The organism is Lactobacillus sp. UMNPBX19, assembly GCF_002553805.1.
Lineage (GTDB): Bacteria > Bacillota > Bacilli > Lactobacillales > Lactobacillaceae > Lactobacillus.
The window spans coordinates 1-21,986 of the sequence record NZ_PCYR01000019.1 but is presented as its reverse complement, the minus strand read 5'-3'; the positions used below and the strand labels follow the sequence as shown (position 1 = coordinate 21,986).

At 34.4% G+C, this 21,986-nt stretch carries 27 protein-coding genes and 1 other annotated feature; of the genes, 26 read left to right on the top strand and 1 reads right to left on the bottom strand.

The window, feature by feature from the left end; all coding sequences use genetic code 11:
* Positions 1-108: 108 nt before the first annotated feature.
* From CP370_RS06560 to CP370_RS06490, 14 genes are all read left to right on the top strand, one after another.
* Positions 109-1,014, top strand: coding sequence for an ROK family protein (locus CP370_RS06560; RefSeq protein WP_087713124.1), 906 nt, complete (start codon positions 109-111; stop codon positions 1,012-1,014).
* On the top strand, positions 1,014-1,892 hold the full coding sequence (locus CP370_RS06555; protein WP_087713123.1) for an AraC family transcriptional regulator: 879 nt from the start codon (positions 1,014-1,016) through the stop codon (positions 1,890-1,892). Before CP370_RS06560 ends, CP370_RS06555 begins: the two co-directional genes overlap by 1 nt.
* 94 nt (positions 1,893-1,986) lie before the next feature.
* Positions 1,987-2,886 carry an alpha/beta hydrolase gene (locus CP370_RS06550; protein WP_180707251.1) on the top strand — a complete coding sequence of 300 codons (900 nt, stop codon included), beginning with the start codon at positions 1,987-1,989 and terminating at the stop codon, positions 2,884-2,886.
* Between the two features lie 24 nt (positions 2,887-2,910).
* Positions 2,911-4,095, top strand: coding sequence for an MFS transporter (locus CP370_RS06545; RefSeq protein WP_087713121.1), 1,185 nt, complete (start codon positions 2,911-2,913; stop codon positions 4,093-4,095).
* Between the two features lie 102 nt (positions 4,096-4,197).
* Positions 4,198-5,994 (top strand): DUF2207 domain-containing protein, encoded by a 1,797-nt coding sequence (locus tag CP370_RS06540; RefSeq protein ID WP_087713120.1) that lies wholly within the window; start codon positions 4,198-4,200, stop codon positions 5,992-5,994.
* 2 nt (positions 5,995-5,996) lie between these two features.
* The gene (locus CP370_RS06535; protein ID WP_180706987.1) at positions 5,997-6,449 is read left to right on the top strand and encodes a GNAT family N-acetyltransferase; all 453 of its coding nucleotides are present in this window, start codon (positions 5,997-5,999) and stop codon (positions 6,447-6,449) included.
* A gap of 9 nt (positions 6,450-6,458) precedes the next feature.
* Positions 6,459-7,112: a glucose-6-phosphate 1-dehydrogenase family protein gene (locus CP370_RS06530; RefSeq protein WP_087713119.1), complete on the top strand. Its 654-nt coding sequence runs from the start codon at positions 6,459-6,461 to the stop codon at positions 7,110-7,112.
* Positions 7,113-7,135: 23 nt separating this feature from the next.
* Positions 7,136-7,597, top strand: coding sequence for a hypothetical protein (locus tag CP370_RS06525; protein WP_087713118.1), 462 nt, complete (start codon positions 7,136-7,138; stop codon positions 7,595-7,597).
* Positions 7,594-8,451 carry a PfkB family carbohydrate kinase gene (locus CP370_RS06520; RefSeq protein ID WP_087713117.1) on the top strand — a complete coding sequence of 286 codons (858 nt, stop codon included), beginning with the start codon at positions 7,594-7,596 and terminating at the stop codon, positions 8,449-8,451. Before CP370_RS06525 ends, CP370_RS06520 begins: the two co-directional genes overlap by 4 nt.
* The gene (locus CP370_RS06515; RefSeq protein WP_087713116.1) at positions 8,427-8,984 is read left to right on the top strand and encodes an ECF transporter S component; all 558 of its coding nucleotides are present in this window, start codon (positions 8,427-8,429) and stop codon (positions 8,982-8,984) included. Before CP370_RS06520 ends, CP370_RS06515 begins: the two co-directional genes overlap by 25 nt.
* A 46-nt stretch (positions 8,985-9,030) precedes the next feature.
* A complete protein-coding gene (locus tag CP370_RS06510) occupies positions 9,031-9,210 on the top strand; it encodes a 2-hydroxymuconate tautomerase (protein ID WP_003647546.1) in 180 nt (59 codons plus the stop codon).
* The gene (locus CP370_RS06505) at positions 9,211-9,615 is read left to right on the top strand and encodes a hypothetical protein (RefSeq protein WP_087713115.1); all 405 of its coding nucleotides are present in this window, start codon (positions 9,211-9,213) and stop codon (positions 9,613-9,615) included. It abuts the gene before it with no gap.
* 302 nt (positions 9,616-9,917) lie between these two features.
* Positions 9,918-11,240, top strand: a complete 1,323-nt coding sequence (locus CP370_RS06495) for a DUF2325 domain-containing protein (protein WP_087713114.1) — start codon at positions 9,918-9,920, stop codon at positions 11,238-11,240.
* A 77-nt stretch (positions 11,241-11,317) separates the two neighbouring features.
* A complete protein-coding gene (locus tag CP370_RS06490; RefSeq protein WP_087713113.1) occupies positions 11,318-12,157 on the top strand; it encodes a YitT family protein in 840 nt (279 codons plus the stop codon).
* On the opposite strand, the gene CP370_RS06485 is transcribed toward CP370_RS06490, so the two are convergent.
* A complete protein-coding gene (locus tag CP370_RS06485; protein ID WP_012845915.1) occupies positions 12,152-12,508 on the bottom strand; it encodes an arsenate reductase family protein in 357 nt (118 codons plus the stop codon). The genes CP370_RS06490 and CP370_RS06485 overlap by 6 nt on opposite strands.
* 124 nt (positions 12,509-12,632) lie before the next feature.
* Positions 12,633-12,713: a sequence feature (ribosomal protein L21 leader region), on the top strand.
* A 14-nt stretch (positions 12,714-12,727) separates the two neighbouring features.
* Here CP370_RS06485 and rplU point away from each other — a divergent pair.
* The 12 genes from rplU (at position 12,728) to recN (ending at position 21,909) form a co-directional block, all read left to right on the top strand.
* Positions 12,728-13,039 carry a 50S ribosomal protein L21 gene (gene rplU / locus CP370_RS06480; RefSeq protein ID WP_003647543.1) on the top strand — a complete coding sequence of 104 codons (312 nt, stop codon included), beginning with the start codon at positions 12,728-12,730 and terminating at the stop codon, positions 13,037-13,039.
* 19 nt (positions 13,040-13,058) lie between these two features.
* Positions 13,059-13,358: a 50S ribosomal protein L27 gene (gene rpmA, locus CP370_RS06475; RefSeq protein WP_003647542.1), complete on the top strand. Its 300-nt coding sequence runs from the start codon at positions 13,059-13,061 to the stop codon at positions 13,356-13,358.
* Between the two features lie 72 nt (positions 13,359-13,430).
* Positions 13,431-14,540 (top strand): aminopeptidase P family protein, encoded by a 1,110-nt coding sequence (locus tag CP370_RS06470; RefSeq protein WP_087713112.1) that lies wholly within the window; start codon positions 13,431-13,433, stop codon positions 14,538-14,540.
* An 84-nt stretch (positions 14,541-14,624) separates the two neighbouring features.
* Positions 14,625-15,194 (top strand): elongation factor P, encoded by a 570-nt coding sequence (gene efp / locus CP370_RS06465; RefSeq protein WP_087284725.1) that lies wholly within the window; start codon positions 14,625-14,627, stop codon positions 15,192-15,194.
* A 17-nt stretch (positions 15,195-15,211) separates the two neighbouring features.
* Positions 15,212-15,652, top strand: coding sequence for an Asp23/Gls24 family envelope stress response protein (locus CP370_RS06460; protein ID WP_004895367.1), 441 nt, complete (start codon positions 15,212-15,214; stop codon positions 15,650-15,652).
* Positions 15,653-16,054 carry a transcription antitermination factor NusB gene (gene nusB / locus CP370_RS06455; RefSeq protein WP_004895366.1) on the top strand — a complete coding sequence of 134 codons (402 nt, stop codon included), beginning with the start codon at positions 15,653-15,655 and terminating at the stop codon, positions 16,052-16,054.
* 47 nt (positions 16,055-16,101) lie between these two features.
* Complete coding sequence (locus tag CP370_RS06450) at positions 16,102-16,950, top strand: bifunctional methylenetetrahydrofolate dehydrogenase/methenyltetrahydrofolate cyclohydrolase (protein WP_012845917.1); 849 nt, start codon at positions 16,102-16,104, stop codon at positions 16,948-16,950.
* On the top strand, positions 16,940-18,310 hold the full coding sequence (gene xseA, locus CP370_RS06445) for an exodeoxyribonuclease VII large subunit (RefSeq protein WP_087284723.1): 1,371 nt from the start codon (positions 16,940-16,942) through the stop codon (positions 18,308-18,310). The genes CP370_RS06450 and xseA overlap by 11 nt, the downstream gene beginning before the upstream one ends.
* Positions 18,291-18,536, top strand: coding sequence for an exodeoxyribonuclease VII small subunit (locus CP370_RS06440; RefSeq protein ID WP_004897067.1), 246 nt, complete (start codon positions 18,291-18,293; stop codon positions 18,534-18,536). The genes xseA and CP370_RS06440 overlap by 20 nt, the downstream gene beginning before the upstream one ends.
* Positions 18,537-19,403, top strand: a complete 867-nt coding sequence (locus tag CP370_RS06435) for a polyprenyl synthetase family protein (protein WP_087284721.1) — start codon at positions 18,537-18,539, stop codon at positions 19,401-19,403.
* A gap of 3 nt (positions 19,404-19,406) precedes the next feature.
* The gene (locus CP370_RS06430) at positions 19,407-20,219 is read left to right on the top strand and encodes a TlyA family RNA methyltransferase (RefSeq protein WP_087713111.1); all 813 of its coding nucleotides are present in this window, start codon (positions 19,407-19,409) and stop codon (positions 20,217-20,219) included.
* Between the two features lie 10 nt (positions 20,220-20,229).
* Positions 20,230-21,909, top strand: coding sequence for a DNA repair protein RecN (recN, locus tag CP370_RS06425; RefSeq protein ID WP_087713110.1), 1,680 nt, complete (start codon positions 20,230-20,232; stop codon positions 21,907-21,909).
* Positions 21,910-21,986 lie beyond the last annotated feature (77 nt).

The window sequence follows — 21,986 nt, the reverse complement described above, 5'->3', positions numbered from 1 at the left end:
TCTATATCAATATTTAAGCCAAAAAATATCAATAATTGACTTGTTTCATAAATAAATACACCATAAAATATCTTTTGTAAGCGCTAAACATTAGAAGAGGGGATAATAATGAAAAAGAATTATTTGAGCATTGATATTGGTGGAACAAATGTAAAATATGCAGAACTAGACAATGCTGGAAACATTGTTGAGCAAGGTAAGATCAAGACATCACATGATAAAGAACAGTTTTTAAAAAATATTGATCAAATTGTAGAAAAATATGTGAAAAAGGGCGTTAAAGGCTTAGCCTTTTGTGCACCAGGAAAAATTGCTCATACTAAGATTCATTTTGGCGGAGCACTTCCCTTTCTTGATGGGATTGACTTTGCAGAAAGATATCAAAAATATAGTCTTCCAGTTGCAATAATTAATGATGGTAAGGCTAGTGTGTTAGCTGAGAACTGGCTTGGTAGCTTGAAAGATATGAAAAACTGTGCAGCCATTACTTTGGGGACTGGAGTTGGCGGAGGCATAATTGTTAATGGCCAACTTTTAAATGGAGCTCACTTTCAGGCAGGCGAACTAAGTTTTTTACAGCTTAATATGAAAGAGCCTGGATTTGACGGATTTGCTGGTGGTTATGCTTCAGCTGTTCAAATGATCAAGAACGTTAATGAAGCAATTGAGAATGATGATGAAACTGATGGGTTAGCTGCCTTTGAAGCAATTAATAATGAAGACGAAAAGGCAAAAAGTATTTTTGATGAGTATTGTAAGAGAATTGCTGCTATTATTATTGATATTCAAGCAGTCGTTGACTTAGATGCAATTGCAATTGGTGGTGGTATTTCTGCTCAGCCAATTGTGGTTCAAGGAATTAATCAGGCATATGATGAAGTATTAGCAGCTAATAAAATAATTAGAAATACTTTCACTCGTCCAAAGATAGTTGAAGCCAAATTCAAGAATGGAGCTAATCTTTACGGTGCCTTATATAATCTCTTTATCCATGTAAATGGCGAAAAACTATAATGACATATGGTAAAAAAATAAAGCAGCATGAGATAGTAGTTCCAACTGATCCATTGCCTGTTTGGTATTTTGTCTTTCATGATAATAATTCTGAAAAATATATTGCCCCACATTGGCATCGCGGAATTGAGCTGAGCTATGTTGAACATGGTAGAATAGATGATTTTTTAATTAATAAAAAACATTATTCTTCAAAATCTGGAACGATTTTAGTAGTTAATACGCAAGAAATACATAGTATTCGTGCCTTTGAAAGTAATAATGCTTTAGCTTTATCGATTATTTTTCCATATGATTATCTTGCAAATTTGTATCCAGATATTGCTCACCAAATTATTAAGATTAATGATCCGACTAATTTTAGTAGTCATCAGAAGCTAGCTTATTTTCATTTGCAGGGGTTACTTGGTCAATTTATTAAACTTTATTTTTTGGAAGTTCCAACTAAGCATTTAGAACAGCAGCGTTTAATTGATGAGATTTTATGCTTGCTTTTGACTAATTTTACTGAAGATAAAAAGGGTCAAAAGCAGATTAGTGATCGCAAAGCTTATATCATCAATCGACTGCAATATATTACACAATATGTAAATAATCATTATCAAGAGGAGCTTAATCTAGCTCTTATTGCAAATAAATGTAATATTTCTAAAGAATATCTGGCACGTTTTTTTAAGAAAGAGATGGAACTCACAGTCGAAACATACATTAATAATGTTAGGGCTGAACATGCTTATCAGGAGCTGAAAAGCCAAAAAAAGAACCTAACTCAGATTGCCATTGATAATGGATTCTCTAGTATTAGGACAATGAACCGCGCGTTTGACAAGCTATATGGCAAAAGTGCATCAAAAATGAAGAAAGATTTAGTAAAATAGGTCAATTAAAGCCAATTAATGGTTAAGATTGACCTATTTTTTGTATTAATTTTTAGTTATTATGTAAGCGAATTCAATGAGAGAGGGAAATATGATGAAAGATCAAGATATTTTAGATGCAGTTGAAAAAATGCGTACGGACTGGAAGAAAAATGATGATAAAAGAGATAGCGGCTTGCCACATGATATTCCAGAAGTTACGCGCATAAACGACATTCAATATGGTGAAGATCCAAAGTGGAACTTATTGGACTTATATTTACCAAACAATGTTAAAGGAAAAATTCCTGTCATTATTAATATTCATGGTGGTGGTTGGGTGTATGGAACGAAAGAAACATATCAATTTTATGGTTTAGGGATGGCCAAGAGAGGATTTGCTTTTGTAAATCCAAACTATAAATTAGGTCCAGAAGTAAAGTTCCCTAAAGAGCTTGACCAAGTAAATGAATATATTCATTGGGTAGCAGACCATGCTGATGAATATAATCTTGATAAAAATAATGTTTTCTTAGTGGGAGATTCAGCTGGAGGTCAAATGGCAGAACAATACACTGCTATTTTAACTAATCCAGAATATCGTGAAAAATCTGGCTATACCTTAACAGACTTGAAATTTAGAGCAGTTGCTTTGAACTCTCCAGCTACTTTCATGAAGGATCCAGGTATGATGATGGAAGCTACACTAGCTTACTTTGATCCTGAAGTAATGAAAGATTCTAAGAATCAAAATTTGATTGATGTTGAAAAATATATCACTAAAGATTTTCTACCAACTTTTATTTCAACAGCTAACGAAGACTTTATTCATGACTGTGCTGTTAGATTAGATGGCTTCTTAAGAGCAAAGGGCGTAGAAGTAATTCAAAAGTCCTGGGGTGATGAAAAACATCCTGAGCCACATGTTTTCTTAATTAATCAAAAAGATGAATTAGCTAAAGAAGCTAATGATGAAGAAGCAGAGTTCTTTAGAAAGCATATTGTTAGAGATTAAGTATAAGTAAATGGGGTAAATAAGATGAAAGAAAAGAATCCGCAAGATCATTTGATCTTTAAAATATCACTGCTGTCGATTTCGATTTTTCTAATGATGGCACCTGCCATTGCTCCGGCTTTACCGTTAATGTATCACGCTTTTCCAGGCGTTGATAGGGCGGGAGTTGAGATGCTATCAACAATTCCAAATATCGGAATTGTAATTGGCTTATTAATTAGTCCGTTTTTGATTAAGTTAATGGGAGAAAAGCCAACCATTCTTACTGGCTTAGTCATAACCTTATTAGCAGGTACATTTCCAATGTATGCAACTGCTTATACGCCAATTTTGATTTCAAGATTTTTGATTGGTGCAGGTATTGGCTTATTTAACTCGCTTGCTGTTAGTTTAATTCCGCAATTCTATAGCAGTAATGAGGAAGAATTAGCCACCATGGTTGGTTATCAAAATGTAATGGGAAGTTTGGGAGCTGCTCTTGTTTCATTTTTAATTAGTTGGCTTTTAACTATCTCATGGCATGCAGTCTTTGCAATTTACTTCTTAGTAATTCCTGTTTTGATTTTATTTATTCTCTTTGTTCCACTTCCTTCATCAAAACAGACAAAGAATAATACGGCAAAGAAAGCAAAAGAAAAGCAAACAATTAACGGTAAGGTTGTTTTAATTTCAATTTTAATGTTCTTTATTTTCTTGTTTTACATGCCAATGAGTTTTAAGATTCCTGCTTTAGTTGTTCAAGAAAAATTAGGAACAGTTAGCGAAGTTTCAGCTTTAACTGGAGTTTTAAACCTAGTAGGAATTCCAATCGGTGCTTCATTTGGTTTCTTCTTTAAAAAGTTACATGATAAGATCTTTCCATTGGGCTTTAGCTTAGTAGCAATCGGCTTCTTCTTAATTGCTTTAGCAAGTAACTTTATTATATTAAGCTTAGGATGTTTGGTTTTAGGAATTGGCTTTGGACTTGGCGTTCCATATATGTACAATTGGCTTGATTGGTCGGCTCCTGCTAATTCGATTAACTTAGCAACAACTATTGTCTTAGTTTTAGTCAATGTTGGTTGTGCAATTTCACCGATGATTATTAACGCAATTAGCTCAAGTGCCAGAACTGGATTATTAATATCTGCAATTTTCTTTACCTGCTTTTCTATTTATGCAATTTGCCATTATTTAAGAGTTCATAAGAAACAGAGCATAGCTGCATAAAAATAAATATCTTATTAATTAAGCGCTGGAATAAAATCTAGCGCTTTTTTCGTATATTAAGTTATAATTAAGCAAAAACTCACTTTTACTTGCGAGGGACTTATGAAAAAATATTTTCACTTAATAATCGGGACACTAATGTTAGTAATTTCGATTATTTTCTTTACTAAACCAGTTTTAGCTGACGTAGATTACGATATTACGAATGTCGATGTTACTGCTCGCGTTAATCCTAATGGGTCGCTTGCAATGGAAAGACGGATTACTTATGACTTTGATGATGATGCACATGGTGTTTTTTATCAACAAAATCTGGCAGATAATCAAGAATTAAAAAATCCGCAAGTTAGAATTGTTTCTGGGAAAAACTCTCAACCGGTTTTAGCAAATAATAGTCATGAAAATAATACATATGAATTGAGTCATAGCGACCATGGCTATCGTTTTAAAGTTTGGCACAATGTGAGTGATGGCGATAAGTTTACTGTGATTTATACTTATGAAATCACCAATGCAATCATTAACTGGAAAGATACAGCTGAGCTTAATTTTAAAATTATTGGCGATGGCTGGGATACAGATCTTGATAATGTGCGTGCAGAAGTGATTTTCCCGGGACCGATTAAAGATCTAAAAGCTTGGGCGCATGGAGAATTGTCTGGGCAAATTTCAGTTAATCCTGAAAAGGGCAATATTATTATGACGGCTAGTGATATTAGCGGAGATGAAGGAATCGAAGTTCATAGTATTTTTCCCCTCGCAGTGACTAATCAAAATAAAAATACTAGGACACAAAATCATCGAAATTACGTCCTAGAGCAAGAAGCAAGACTAGCACGTGAGGCTAATGAACGCCGTCAAAGAAGTAAAAATCTTGGTTTAGCTGCTTTGATACTATCAGGATTATTATCTATAGTAGTCATAATTAGAAGTCTGACTTTAAAAAAATCAGGCGTCAAACCCAAAAAAGAAAAACAATTACCAAGAATTTATGATATTCCTGCAGTTTCACCAGTGACCGCTGAGATTTTAGATACGGATGATAAACCAAGCTCTAAAGCCTTAACCGCTTACTTAATGGAATTAGCTGTTCAAAAGAAAATAAAGATTGATCCTATTAAAGTAAGAAGAAAAACGTATTATGAAATTTCTTTGCTTGATCAAAATATATTAGAGTCGAGTTCTTTATTGAAATATCTATTTGATAATGTTGGTGATGGTCAGAGTTTTACAACATATAAACTTAAAAAACACTGTTCTTCTAAATTAGGGAAGATTTTTGCTAAGTGGCAAAAAGAGAAGGTTCAAGAAGCAGATCAAGCTGGCTTTTTTGACAAAAAAATTGAGTCAAAAAAGAGCAATAATTTAATCTTGATGATTATCTTGCTTGTACTTAGTGGTATTGGAATAATTGGAGCTTTCTTCTCAAGTGAAGGGACAGCAAGCTTATTTGTAATAGCTATAATTTTATTAGGACTAGCGGTAACGCTTGCGATCTATAGCAATCAAAAATTGTCACCATATACTGCTAAAGGAGCAGAAGAAACAAATAAAGTACGTGGCTTTAAAAAAATGCTTGATGAAATCGGTAATTTTAAGATGCGTGAAGTTGGAGAACTAGCTTTGTGGGAAGAAATTATGCCGTATGCAGTTGCCTTAGGCGTTTCAAAGAAAGTATTAAAACAGCTAAAACTAGAGTTTGCGGATGAAATTGACGATACTAACCTTATTTTCTGGGGCGCTTTTTATAGCGATGGAAGAGATGGTTTTGCAAGTAACTTTAATTCTAGCTTTGATTCAGGAGCTAACTTAACTTCATCTGCATCTGGCGCATCAGGTGGTTTTTCAGGAGGATCGTCTGGCGGCTTTGGTGGCGGCAGCGGTGGAGGTGCTTTTTAATTATGAATAAAATAAAAATTAGAGAATATCAAAAAAGTGACTTCAATGATTTATGTATAATTCACGATCAAGCAAGAAAACAAGAATTAGCAGCTGCTAACTTAGAGGCTGCTTTTAAGCCTTTGAAGATTGCGGCAATTGAAGAGGATTTGTTTTCATATAATATTTATGTGGCAGAGACGGAAGAAAAAGTTGTTGGTTTTGTCGCATTCAGTGATGATGAGCTTGCCTGGCTATATGTAGATCCTAGTTTTCAAAAACAAGGGATTGGAAGTAAGTTAATTGAATTTTCGTTAACTAAAATGAAGCGACCAGCTTATTTAGAAGTATTAACAGGTAATCCTGCTAAAAATTTATATGGACATAAGGGATTTAAATTCTTAAAACATAAATCGGGAAAAATGCCAGGAAACGAGGCATTTCATGTTGAAGTAGATTTATTAGTTTATAAGTAGGATAAGAAAATGACAGTTTTAACTGATAAAATGTACCGGATTTTCGATCAAGAAGAATTCTCATTTAAAAAACTAAAAGCTAATAAAACTCCAGACGAAGTAGCCGAAATTAAGTCAGAGTTTAAAGAAGTTTGGCAGATATGGAAGAGCGTTCAATTAAATGTTGCCAAGCAATTGCCAGCTGGTAAATTCGCCAAAGTTCATGTTGAAAGCTGGACGAATGGTTGGAATTTAAGAGACCATTTTTGGGCTAGCTATCGTTTGAATTCATTAGCTGACTGTAATCCGTGCATTGGGGTTATGCTTGATAAAAAGCAATTGCAGGTCTACTTAATGTTCCAACATTACAAGAGTGATCAGCGTGAAGGAACGACGAGCCAGTATAATAAGCTGCTAGCTGATATTCCAGTTTGGAGTGCCGATTTAGATTTGTCTAATTGGTATCTTTGGGATAAAAATGAAATGGAATTTGCGGATCATTTAAGCTTAAGCGAGTATTTGAATGATCCGATTAAGAAAGAACAATTTAATAAAGAAGCTAATCAAAGTAGTTTTTTATTGGGAAAATTTGCGTTTCGTAATCATGACGAAGTTAAAAATATGGAGAAATTCATTCAAGAGGGAATTGAAGCCTTAATTCCTTTGTATGAAAAACTAAGTTAAGTAATAAAAAAGTTGGGGAAAATTTGCGAAAAAGACAAGAATACATTTGGTGTTTAATTGAGCTGTCAAATGGCAATAAAGAATGGTATTGCTTAAGTAAGGTGCTAAGACGGGCGCTTTTTATTGAAAAGAAACATAACCAGTTTTGGAAACAAACCATGATCGGCAACTACATTACTGTTGCTAGGAGCAAGTATATTAAGGGACGGGCAAGATTAACAGTTGGTCGAATTGAAAAAATTAGAATTCGAAAAAAAGGTGCTACTGATTGGCATTGGAGCCGAAATCAATTTGTCACCGCAGAACATTTACTTGATTTAAAGGATTCATATAATTACTTAAGACACGACTATTGTTGGTATAATCGTTTAGCAATCAAAGTAGCGTTAATCTATTGGCATAATAAGTTAATTCAAATTAGATTGAATTCAAAACGTTATGCCCTTAAAAAGAAACGGCTTAAGTTAGAAAGAACAGTGAAATGAACGAAAAACTTTTAATTAGTCAAGATCTTTCCTGCCTTGGTCAAGTTTCACTAAGTGTTGCTTTGCCAATTTTGGGAGCGTGTGGCTATCAGCCAGATATATTGCCAACAGCAATTTTATCTACTCATACTGGTGGCTTTGGTGACAACACTTTTTTAAATCTAGATAGTGAAATGAGTAAAATTGTTACTCATTGGCAGGAGCAAAATATTTATTTTGAAAATTTATATTTAGGTTATTTGGGCAAAGGTGCCATTGATTTTTGGTTGCAGCATATTTCTGATTTTAAGGATAGTAAAGTATTATTTGATCCGGCGATGGCAGATTCGGGCAAACTATATCGCGGATTAGATGCAGATTATGTGACAAAAATGCGTATGCTTGCTAATTTTGCGACGATTTTGACGCCTAATTTAACTGAAGTATGCTTGTTATTGGATAAGAAGTATCGAAATTTTTCGATTAATGAGATTAAAGAGCTAAGTTTAGAATTAAAGAAAAAGTTTAATCTAAATGAAGCATTGATTACTGGAATTTCAATGCAGGACAAAATTAAAATTGTTGGAGTTTCATCCAGTGATAAAACTTTTGTAATAGAAAATGATAGGGTTGAACGCTCATTTTTTGGTACAGGCGATATGTTTGCAAGTAGTTTATTAGCAGCAATTTTAGCTGGTTATTCTCTAAAAGATAGTTCGCAGATAGCAGCGACTTTTGTTAAAATGGCAATTAAAGCAACTGATTTAACTCAAGATAAACGACTAGGACCTAATTATGCAGGTGCCTTATCTTGGTTAATGAAGAAAGTAGAGGAGAAAAAGGTTAGGAAATGCGAACAAAAGAAAACTCATTAGTTTCAATAATTATGACCGGTTTATTTGCGGCGATAATTTATCTAGGAGTCTGGGTCTTACGAATCCCGGTGCCTGCTTTAGTTGGCCGTCCCTTTATCCATTTTGGTAATACTTTAACTGCTGTCGCAATTTTGTATCTGGGCTATCGAAACGGGATGTTAGCAGGAATTATTGGCTTGGGCGGTTTTGATTTACTTAATGGTTATGCCGCAACATCTTGGTTAACAATGCTTGAAGTAGTGGTAGTTGCAAGTGTTTTGACGGCAGTCTATAAAGGGATGCACTATCAGGATAGTAAGAGAAATATTATTATTCTGGGAATCATTGCTGGAGTAACTAAGATTTTTACCACTTACTGCGTTTCGATCGTAGAGGCATTAATGGTAGGAACTAGTTTGAATGTAGCTCTAGTCAGCTCTTTTGTAAGTTTGCCAGCAACAGTCATTAATTCGATTTCAACTGCAATTTGTACGCCGATTTTATATTTCGCAGTTCGCGACGTTGCCAAAAGAATTGTACGAAGGACTGCTTAATTTAAATAGATTTGCTATAATCTTGGTTAAAAAGGAGGAATTTAAAATGCCATTTGTACATGTAGAATTAATTAAGGGTAGAAGTGATGAACAATTAACCCAAATGATGAAGGATATTACTGAAGCTGTGCATAAGAACACTGGTGCACCAAAAGAACATATTCACGTAATTATTAATGAACTTGATAAGCATACCTATGGTCAAGGTGGCGAATGGAGAGCCTAAATGAATAATTTTTCAGGCAAACGTTTAATTAAGTGGGGATTAATTTTAAGTGTAGTTTGTTTCATTTCCATATTTTTGTTTACATTTAGAAAAGAAAATGATCTTTTAAACTTATTAGCGATTCCTACAAATCGAAAGATTATTCTCTTAGTTGTCTTTTTAATTATTAGTTTGTTTTTAGGCTTTATTTTGGCAGGAGTTTGTCTTACTACTGGCTGGCTAAGATTCAAATTTAAGAAGAATTTTCTGTATAAAAGCATTTTTATTGGTTTGACTTGGACAGGAATAGATTTGTTATTACTTAATTCTGGAAAATTTATGCTTGTTACAGTACTAATTGACTTTATCTTAAGTACTGCAATTGCGCTCATGTTCTTTAGCCAAAAAGATGTTAAACATAAATAAAAAACTCGTGATTAGTAAATTTAGCTAATCACGAGTTTTGTTTTGCAAAAAATTGCTAAAGATTAATCTTCTTTTTTAGCTTCGTCCAAAGCTTTCATAATTGAAGGATTTTTTGAATGGCAATCCTTTAACATTTGGTAATCTTCTTCAGATAATTTAACAGTATACTTAGTCATAAAATTCCCTCACTTTTTATTTTTACCTTTAATATATCACTTTCTTGAAAGATTGATAGAGAAATTTTGGATTGAGTTTGATTAAATCGCTATAATAGATAAAAAGTAAGTAAAAGAGTGGTTAAAATGTTTGATTATCGAAATAACTTGAAAAGAATTTTAAATAATACCGAAGGTGATGACAAAAGCCTTCAAAATAGCTTGAATGCTATTAAATTAGTCTTAGGCATGACAGGCGAAACAGAGACTGTTCAATCAAGCCATAAAACGGATGCCAAAGTTTTCGCGCAAATAAATACTTTTCTTCAAGGAATAACCAAGTTAATTGAGCGCCCAGGTGATAAAAATGCAAAAAGCACTGCCTTAGGAGCGCTTCATAAGCTAACTTTTGATCATGAGATTGCTGCAAACTTTGGAAAGCAATTGGGATTGTTAGACCAAGCAATTCAAAATTCAGAAGAAACTAGTACTACAGTTAATCGAAAAATCTTTGAAGATGCATTAAAGCCTAAAAAAGAAAAGACACGAGACTATCGAAAAGGTAGACGCTATACTGTCATTCGCGCGTTAAAAGGAGCGGATTTAATTAATGATAATGGTGAAGTCGTCTTTGAAGTAAATGAAGGTCAAATTCATGATTTGAATCTAAAGAGTGGTGATATTGTCGAAGCATTACCTTTAGCAAATAGCTTAGATGAAGCAGAAGTATTACGAGTAGTCGGATATCGAAAATTACGGAGTCGTGACTATGACAAGATAGAAGACTTTAAATACGGAGTAGTACAAGGAAGCCCAGGTAATTTAAGTGTTTCGCGGAATATTCACGGGGAAAAATTAACTATTAATCATAAACCAGTGATTGTCGCACTTGATTCTAGTTATTATCAAAATGGAAATGTCCATTTAGAAGATGGAGCAATTGTGGATCTGGCTTGGTATACAGGTGATGTTAGACTAAAAAAAGATCCAGCAAGTGCAATTCAAGTACGTTGGATTTATGAAACAGAGCAGCCAAAGAGAGTTTCTAAAACTAAAAAGGAAAAGACAAAATCAACAGCAAATACCCAAGAATTATCAAAACTAGATATGGATTTGCATTACCAAAGAGTAGGCATTGCAGTTGGTGATAATCAAAATGAGGCGATTTTAGAAGGAATTGTTAATCGCTATAACGGTATTCCGTTCCCGATTGATGCATTTGAGGGAAAGAAAAAAGTAATTGAGAATCAAATTAAAGATTTGGATATTGTGATTTTGGTTACTGCATTTGCAGCCCATGATAGTACTTGGAACATCAGAGAATTTGCAAGCAAATATCATGTGAAATTTGCTGTCAGTTCAAGCAAGGGATACCAAGCGTTCGAACGAGCATTATATCGAGCAGAAAATGGAATGCCGGCTTATGAAGGTAACCAACAATTAGAATACAAAATGTTAAAAAACAATTAGGAATAACCGCATTAGCTGACAAGATGGATGAGAATCAGATAAAATATTAATAACTTATTTTTAGGAAGGATGACGAAATGACAAAAAACATCAAAAAGAAATCTTGGATGCGTTGGCTAGTCTTTTTAGCTGGCTTAGAAATTATCGCCATTTCTATTAATTTCTTCTATGGTCCAATTAATATTGCTGCGGGAGGATCAACTGGTATTTCGATTTTAGTTGACGCAGTATGGGGAATTAACCGTTCAATAACGGTTTTAGTTGTTAATATTTTAATGTTGGTTTTGGCAGCCATCTTTTTAGGAAAAAAGACAACGAAGAACGTTGCCTTAGGTAGTTTATTATTGCCAATCCTAATGGAAATTACCCCAAGTTTTAAAATTACTAATAACCAATTACTTGCTGTAATTTACGGTGGAGTATTAATGGGACTAGGAGTCTCTCTTCTCTATCGTGTAAATGCTTCAAGTGGCGGGACAACAATTCCACCAATGATTTTGAAAAAAATTTTTTATATCAATCCAGCGGTTGGCTTACTTGGAATTGATATGATAATTATTTTCCTAAATATATTTGTTGATGGATGGAATGCCTTTTTACTAGCGGCTTTGTCTCAGGTAGTTACATCTATGACGATGAACTATGCAGAAGCAGGCTTTGATCGAAAATATCAAGTTCGTATTATGAGTAATAAACATTTCAATGAATTGAAAACTATGTTACTAGATAATTATAATGGTTTGACAATTTATGATGTTGTTGGTGGCTATAGCGATGATGATAAAAAACAATTACTTTTAGTAGTTGATACACGTGAGTACGGTCCTTTGATTAGTAAAATTCATGAAATTGACCCTGACGCATTTATTATTACTGATATAGTAGCTCGGGTTCATGGAGGTCAATGGGGACTATAACCAGACTTTTTCGTACGTGTTTTCTTTGAAGCCACAAGTTAATTTCTTACCGTCAGTTACTAACGGTCTCTTAATTAATTTGCCGTTTTGTGAGAGTAATATAGCAGCTTCCTCAATTGACATGGAATCAATCTGATCTTTTAAATGCATCTGACGATAGACTTGTCCCGATGTATTAAAGAAGTATCTTAAACCTCTATCTTGAAACTTATTTAGCCACTTAAGCAAGTCTTCTTGCTTAGGTGGCTTTTCTACTAAATCTTGATACTGATAAGCAATCTGGTGATCATCTAGCCATTTCTGAGCTTTTTTTGAAGTTGAACAACGTTTATAACCATAAAATTTAAGCATAATTTTTCTCCTCTTTTTAAAAACATCTACTAGATTTATTCTATTATTTTTTTAGAAATTTTGATATTGAATTGCTTTAAAAGAGGGATGAGAGTATACTGTAAGAGTTGTATTTGTGGAAACCTCACATCTGCAACCGCACGTTTATGGGGTTAGAAGAGAATTAACGTTAATTCCACCTCACACGGCGAGTCTAAGTATTTTTTCGGAGGTGTACAAATGTACGCAGTTATTAAAACCGGTGGTAAGCAATACAAGGTTGCTAAAGGCGATAGCGTTTTTGTTGAAAAGCTTGAAGTTAAGCCTGGCGACGAAGTAACTTTTGATGAAGTTATTCTTGTAAACGATGGTAAGTCAACTAAGATTGGTACTCCAGTAGTTGAAGGTGCTAAAGTTGTTGCTAAAGTTGAAAAGCAAGGTAAAGAAAAGAAAGTTGTTACTTTCAAGTACAAGCCTAAGAAGCACTCACATACTAAGTATGGTCACCGTCAACCTTACACTAAGGTAACTATCGAAAGCATTGAAGCTTAATTAAGGGGTGAAACAAATTATGATGATTAATAATCTTGAAGCACTTAAATTATTTGCCCACCACAAGGGTGGTGGTTCAACTGCTAACGGCCGTAACTCAGCTGGTCGTCGTTTAGGCGCAAAGCGTGCTGATGGTCAAAAGATCAATGCAGGTTCAATCATTTTCCGTCAACGTGGTACTAAGATCCACCCAGGTAAGAACGTTGGTATTGGTGGCGACGATACTTTGTTTGCTTTAACTAGTGGCGTTGTTAAATTCGAACGTTTGGGCAGAGATCGTAAACAAGTTTCTGTTTACCCAGTTGAAGAAGCAAAATAATTTTCTTTTGCAGGCTGGACGTCCCTAAGGAACGTTCAGTCTTTTTTTATCTACTCAGGAGGATCCAAGCCTATGTCTTCAGATCAAGAGTTGCTAACTTTATTTAATAATCGAATTAGTAAAACTACTAAATTGATTAAAGAAAAGCAGGCAGATGCGTTAGTCATTTTTAATCAAGCTAATTATCGCTTTTTAACCAATTTTTCTGGTGAAGAAGCTGAACTTATTTTAACTGCAAATGGAGATCGCGTCTTATTATCTGATTCACGTTTCAAAGATCAAATTCGCCATCAGGCACCTGGCGAAATGAAGGTAGTTATGCAAACTATGGACGTGATAAAAGAAATTGCCGGACAACTAAAGCAGCTAGATGTTAAAACTGTTCTAGTTGAAGGAGAATTTATTTCTGCAACTCAATTTGAGGCTCTTAAGCAGGCTTGTCCTGATCTTGATTTTATTTTAAATGCTGAATTAGTAGAAACAGTTCGTAACATAAAAGATGAGCTAGAATTAGAAACTTTGCAAAAGGCAATTGATATTTCAGCTCAAAGTTTTAAAGAAATTTTGCCTTTAATTGAGCCGGGTGTTAGTGAACGTGCGATTGGAGCAAAATTAGATTATTTGTTCAAAATGAATGGTGGAGATGGCCCTTCGTTTGAGACAATAATTGCTTCCGGATACCGCGGTAGTTGGGCCCATGGTGTTGCGAGTGATAAAAAGATTCAAAAAGGTGAATTAATTGTAATTGACTTTGGAAGTTTTTATCATGGTTATACCGCAGATATTACTAGAACAGTTGCTTTAGGCCAAGTAGAGCCTGAACTAGAAAAAATATATTATATTGTACTAGAAGCACAAAAACGGGGAATTGCAGCTGCAATTGCTGGAAATACTGGTAAAGATATTGATCAAGCTGGTAGAAACTACATTAAAGAGCAAGGATATGGAGAGTACTTTGGTCACGGTATTGGTCATGGAATTGGCTTAGAAGTGCATGAACTCTGTACGCCAGCAATGCCATATAGTAAAGAAGTTATGAAAAATAATATGGCAATCACGGTTGAGCCAGGAATTTATTTGCCAGACCGTGGCGGTGTTAGAATTGAAGATGATGTTTTAATTAAAGATAATCATCCATATGTGATGTCACAGTTACCAAAAGATGAACTTTTGATCTTATAATTTTGTGTAATTATGCGGTTAATGTTGCGAAACAATAGATAAGATTGGTAATATAAATAAGTGTAGAAATGAGGTAATTTTACTATGACAATGATCTCAGTTAATGAATTTAAAAATGGATTAACTATTGAATATAACAATGATTTATGGCGTATTGTTGAATTCCAACACGTTAAGCCAGGTAAAGGTAGTGCCTTTGTTCGTTCAAAACTTAAGAGTTTAAGAACTGGTGCAGTTCAAGAATATACTTTCCGTTCAACTGCTAAAGTAAATACTGCTGATATTCAAACTAAGTCAATGCAATACTTATACAATGATGGTACAAGTTTTGTATTTATGGATACTAATACTTATGAACAACTTGAAATTCCAGAAGCTCAAGTTGAAAGAGAATCTAAGTTCTTGAAAGAAAACATGGTAGTTAACGTTATTACTCATGAAGGTGAAACTTTGGGTGTTGATTTACCAAATACAGTTGATCTTGAAGTTGCAGAAACTGAACCTAATATTAAGGGTGATACATCTTCCGGTGGTGGTAAGCCAGCAACTATGGAAACTGGCTTAGTAGTTAACGTACCATTCTTTATTAATCAAGGTGATGTATTAACTATTAATACTGCTGATGGTACTTACGTTTCTCGTGCAAATAAATAGTTTTTGAGGTAAAAAATATGGCTGATAATTCAACGATTCTTTTATCAAGCAATGACAAAGGCGATGAAACCCGAGTTGACCTTGGTGTTTTAGAGGTTATTCTAGGAATTGCTGCCAGAAAAGTCGATGGCGTCAGCGAAATGCGTGGGACACTAAAAACTGGCATCGATACTCTTTTTGGTCGTTCTAACCAAGGTAAAGGTGTTTCCCTAAGTGTTGAAGACGATAAGTTAACTGCTGATGTTTATACTTATCTTGACTACGGTGTAAATGTGCCAAAAGTATGCGTCCAACTGCAAAAAAATCTAACTTTGCAATTGAAGCAAATGACAGATTTAGATTTAACTCAAATTAATGTTCATGTAGTTGGCTTGGTTTCAGAAGCAGACGAAACTGAAGTAAAGGCTGACACGGAAGCACTTTTCCCAGATGATAAAGAGGACGAGGCTAAAGACTAAATGACACAGCATGAGATGAGAAGAATTGCTATGCAAGCAATTTATTTGGCTAACCAAGGTAAATTAACTGATGCAGAGGAAGTTTGTCAAAAAGCTTTAAAGGCCTTGGAATTGAAAGATTTCCCAGACTATTCTACAGAATTAGTTAATGGTGTTTTAGCAAATAAAGAAGCACTTGATGAGCAATTAAGTAAATATTTAAAAAAGGGTTGGCGTCTTAATAGAATTAACGAAATTGACTTGGCAATCCTTGAAGTAGCTCTTTATGAAATGCAAAATAGCAAAGTAATTGATCCGGTAGCTGCTTTAAATGAAGCGTTAAATTTATGTGATGAATTTAGCTCTAAGGAATCTAAAAAGTTTATTAATGGTCTCTTGGCCAATTTCATTAAGAAAGACTAACTAATGAGTCGGCTCGTTGAGCCGACTTTTTTTTATGAGGTGATTAAGTGAAAAAATTACTAGAAGGAAAAACTCCTGCAAATGAAATTAAAGAGAACTTGATAGAAGAAATAAAAAAATTAAAAAGCGACGGAATAAATCCAACTTTATGCGTAATAGAAGTTGGAGATGATCCGGCAAGCAAAATTTATTTGCGAGTTAAAAGAAATTTAGCTAAAAAAGTAGGAATTAAGGAAATAGGATTGCATTTTCCAGCTAATACTTCTCAAGCTGAACTTCTAGAAAAAATTGAAGAACTTAATCAAGATCCAAGTATTAATGGGATAATGGTGCAATTGCCCGTTCCTCCTCAAATTGATCCAAGAGCTATTTTTGAAACAATTGCTCCAGAAAAAGATGCCGATGGATTTTCACCTCTTAATTTAGGGCGTCTTTGGGAAGGACAGCGTGATGTAATTCCAGCAACAGTTCGCAGTATTTTAACCTTAATTGACTATTATGGAATTGAGATGGCCGGTAAAAATACAGTAATTATCGGCCGTAGTGTCATTGTAGGCAAACCATTAGCTGCAGTTTTAGTTGAACGGGATGCAACTGTTACGATTGCCCATTCAAAAACAAAAAATTTATCAGAGCTAACTAAAAATGCTGATGTGATTATTTCCGATGTGGGTAAAGCACATTTAGTAACTGAGGATATGGTAAAAGAAGGAGCAGTTATAATCGATGTTGGTATGAACCGTGAGAATAGTAAATTAATGGGGGATGTCGACTTCAATACGGTTGCTCCGAAAGCCAATGCAATTACACCAGTTCCAGGGGGAGTTGGCCCATTAACAGTTGCTAGTTTAATGAAACAAGCAGTAATTTTGACGAGGAAACAACATGGTAGATAATAAAGTTTATCTTTCTGTTAGTGATTTAAATTTTTATATTTCACAAAAGTTTAAAAATGATCCCTATTTACATAAAGTGTTTTTACAGGGAGAGTTGTCTAACTTTAGATTTAGAATGAATTCTCACCAGTATTTTTCATTAAAAGATGAAAAATCAAAAATTAATGTAGTGATGTTTCGCTCATTTTTTGAAAAATTAAAATTTAAGCCTGAAGAGGGAATGAAGGTTTATGTTAGTGGATATGTAGATGTTTATGGACCGCAGGGATCTTACCAATTTTATGCTCAGACCATGGAGCCAGCAGGTTTAGGAGCTCTTTATGAACAGCTAAGACAATTGCAAGAGAAGCTTGCAAAGGAAGGATTATTTAACGAAGAACATAAAAAGAAGATCCCCCTATTTCCAGATCGTATTGCAGTTGTAACTAGTGCTTCAGGAGCGGTAATTCATGATATTATGGTTACTGCTAATCGCCGTTTTCCTCATGCTGAGATTGATTTGTATCCCGCTAAAGTTCAAGGAGATGAAGCAGCAGATACAATTGTGGCTGCTTTACAGCAAATTCAAGCTCAAGGCGATAAATATGATGTTGTAATCATTGGGCGTGGCGGTGGATCACTAGAAGATTTATGGCCATTTAATGAAGAAAAAGTTGTGCGGCAGATTTATGCGATGCAAATGCCAGTGATCAGTTCAGTAGGACATGAAACTGATACAACTTTAGCTGATTTAGTGGCCGATGCCAGAGCAGCTACTCCAACTGCTGCGGCAGAATATGCAACACCTAATTTAGTTGATGTACTAACGCAGATTGTTCAATTGCGGGCAAGACTTTATGCTGCCGTTCAGGCCAATATTCATACAAAGCGTCAAATTTTAGATCGGTTAAAGAACGCACCAGTTTTACAAGAGCCAACTAGAATTTATGATCAACAAATTCAACAAGTTGATATGCTCACCCATCGTCTTAATCAGGCAATGGTCAATCGACTACAGCACGATGGATCTACATTACGTTTACTTCAAGAGCGTCTTAAGGCACTAAATCCTAGCCGAAAATTAGAGCAACTTGAGCGTGAACGAAATTTTGTAGTATCGAATTTATTTTCAACGATGAATAACTATCTTAAAGATCAAAGAAATAGATTAAATCGAGCTATGCAACAATTAGATGATATTAGTCCGTTGAAAACAATTAGTCGAGGATACGTTTATACAACTGATCAAAAAGGAAATACAGTTACTTCAGTTGACCAGCTAAAAATTGATGAGAAGTTAAAGTTACATTTTAAAGATGGTCAAGTGCAAGTAAATGTAGAAAATATTCGGAGAGAAAAAAATGGCAATCAAGAAAAATAATTTTGAAGAACAGTTAAATGAATTACAAGAAATAGTTAATAAGCTTGAAAGTGGTAATGTTCCTCTTGAAGATGCTTTAAGTGAATTTCAAGCAGGAGTTAAATTAAGCCGAGAATTAGAGAAAAAGCTAAATGATGCAGAACAAACTGTGGCCAAGTTAGTAGATAAAGATGGGAACGAAAAGGCCTTAGATCCCCAAAATGCGTCTGCTCCTGAGGAAGAATAAATGAAGTTAAAAGATTTTCAAGAAAAATATACACCTCAAATTGACAATTTCTTAAAAGAACATCTGGTTACTGAAATTGATAATCCAACTTTTAGCAAAATTATGTCTTATTCAGTAATGGCGGGAGGTAAGCGACTACGTCCTTTGCTTTTCTTAGCAACTCTTGAGACACTAAATCATAAAATTGAAGAGCCAGAATTAAGAATTGCATGTGGAATTGAATTAATTCATACTTATTCTCTAATTCATGATGATTTACCTGCGATGGATAATGATGATTATCGTCGCGGAAAACTTACATCTCATAAAAAATGGGGAGAAGCAGAAGCGATATTAGCTGGAGATGGGTTGCTTCCGTTGGGAATTCAATGGATCACTGAGGGGAGTAATTCAGCTGCGTTAACAATTGTTATTTCTCAAGCTGTAGGACCAAATGGGATGGTCGGTGGTCAATATCTGGATATTGATACAACTAATAACGATTCAGCTAAAGAAAATGCGAAGATGATTGATCAGATGGAGTGGTTGAAAACAGGCTGCCTAATTGAAGCAAGTGTTAAAATGGCTGCAATTTATGCTGGTGCAACTGATTCTGAGCTTAATAGATTAGACAACTTCAGCAAGCGTTTTGGAAGATCTTATCAAATTTATGATGATTTGGTGGATGTAGTGGAGACAGCAACTGAAGCAGGAAAAGCTACTCATAAGGATGCAACTGAAGGTAAAAATAATACTTTAACTTTGCTTGGGATTGAGGCTAGTCGTAAACAACTTGTAGAAATGATTGAATCAGGAAGAAAAGCTATAGAAGTTTTTGAACAACCTTTATTAGGTGAATTTTTTAATTTGTATCAGAAGGTATTATAGTAAATGTCTAAAAAGCGTGCAGATGTATTGTTATTTGAACAAGGTTTTTTTAATTCTCGTAATCAAGCCCAAAGAGCTATTATGGCTGGATTAGTTAATGACCATAATCATCAAAGAATTGATAAAAGTGGAGAAAAATTTCCCGAAGATGAAGTTTTTCATATAAAAGATGATGGTAAAAAATATGTTTCCCGTGGAGGATTCAAATTAGAAAAAGCCCTGCAAGTATTTAATATTGATTTGAAGGGAAAAATTTGCCTTGATATTGGAGCATCCACTGGTGGTTTTACCGATGTTGCCTTACAAAATGGTGCTAAGTTAGTCTATGCATTAGATGTAGGATATAATCAATTGGCTTGGAAATTACGAGATAATCCTCAAGTCGTAGTAATGGAAAAGCAGAACTTTCGTTATAGTAAGCCAGAAGATTTCACTGATGGCTTGCCTGATTTTGCAATGACAGATGTTTCCTTCATCTCATTAGACTTAATTATGCCGCCAATGTATGAAATTTTAAAAGATAAATGCGATGCAGTGTGTTTAATTAAGCCACAATTTGAGGCAGGTCCTGAAAATGTAGGTAAACATGGAATTGTTCATGATCATGAAGTTCATGCAAATGTTATTAAACATACCATGGAAGTTGCTCAAAAAATAGGGTTTAATATTTTGAGAGTAGACTATTCACCAATTAAAGGTGGAAAAGGAAATATTGAATTTCTTATTCATTTAGGAAAAGACATAGCAAATCCAGGTCAAGACTTATGGAAAGGTAATCCTTCCGATGTAGTTCAACGTGCAGTTAATGGCCTTTAGGTGAGATAAAATGTTAGTTGAATTAGATATTAAAAATTTTGCAATCATTAAAACTTTAAAAGTTCGCTTTCAAGAAAAAATGACTGTTCTAATTGGAGAAACTGGTGCAGGTAAATCAATTATTATTGATGCAGTTTCTTTGCTCCTGGGAAGTCGTGCACAAAGTGAAATGATTCGCTCGGGTGAAGAAAAGGCTGTCATCACGGGTTTATTTGTGTTAAGCGAACAAAAGGCTCTTATTGAAAGTTTATGTGAAAAATATGGTCTGCCTTTTGAAGATGACCAGCTAATAATTAGCCGAGAATTAACGCATAAAGGAAGAAATGTAGTTAGAATTAATGGGCAGCTGACTACAATCAATGTTTTACGTGAAATTGGACGAAATTTAGTTGATATTCATGGCCAAAATGATCAACAAATTTTGATGGATCAAGATCGACAAATAGATTTGATTGATAATTATGCGGAACCTAAATTTAAGGAAGAATTGCATAGTTATGAAGCTGACTTTGAGAAATGGCGTCATCTTACTTCTCAACTCCGTAAGTTAAGAGAAGATGCTCAAGAAATTGCTCAAAAACAGGATATTTTGGAATTTCAAAATAATGAACTAGAAAGTGCTGATTTGAATGATCCAAATGAAGATGAAAATCTAGAAGAAGAATTTAATGAGCTCAATAACTATCAAAAAATTGCAGATACAGCTAATTATTTTATGCAATTATATGATGATGATGAGCATGGACTAGCTACGTTACTTGGGGATGCCCAAAATGCTGCTGAAGATTTGAGTAATTATGGTAAAAAGTTTGAGAATTTTGCTACTAGTCTTAATGATGGTATTTATTCTTTAAATGATGCTCGTAGTGAACTATCTACTTTAATGGATCAAATGGACTTTGATGAAGAGCGGTATCAATATGTTTCTAGCCGATTAGATACATTGAATACTTTGAAGAAAAAATACGGTCCAACTTTAGACGATGTTTTTAAATTCGCACAAAAGGTTAAAAGTGAACTAAATAAGTTTGAAACTGGAGATTTAGACGAGGGAAAAATCCAAAAAGAACTCGCAATCATTGAAAAAAGACTTAGTCAAAAAGCCCAAAACTTGCATGAACAGAGAGAAAAGATTGCTCGCGATCTTGAAGAAAAAATAAAAAAAGAATTAGCCGATCTGTATATGGAAAAAGCACGCTTTTCTATTAGAATTAATGAGACTAATTCATTTACAAAACTTGGAACTGATGAAGTTATCTTTATGATTGCACCTAATCCTGGTGAAGCTTTGATGCCATTAGTCAAAATAGTATCTGGCGGTGAACAATCACGTTTAATTTTGGCATTAAAAGCAATCTTTAGTCGTGTGGAACCAGTTGGAACCATGATTTTTGATGAAATTGATACTGGGGTTTCCGGAAGGGTTTCAGCAGCAATTGGTAAAAAGATGCATGCAATCGGCCAAGAAAAACAAGTTATTACAATTACTCACTCCCCACAGGTAGCTGCTGCTGGAGATCAACGTTATTCAGTTGTAAAACAAGTTAAAGATGGAGCTACTTATACTCAAGTAGGTCCTCTTACGCAAGAAGAAGCCATTACCGCAATTGCTCAGATGATGGCAGGTTCTGATGTAACGGATGCTGCTAAAAGAAATGCAGCTGATTTAATGGAGAGTTTTAAAGAATAAAATAAAAAGGACTTCTCAGTTTTGAAGTGCCATAGAAAAGTTAGACATTTATAAAATTTTAAAGATTTGATAATACA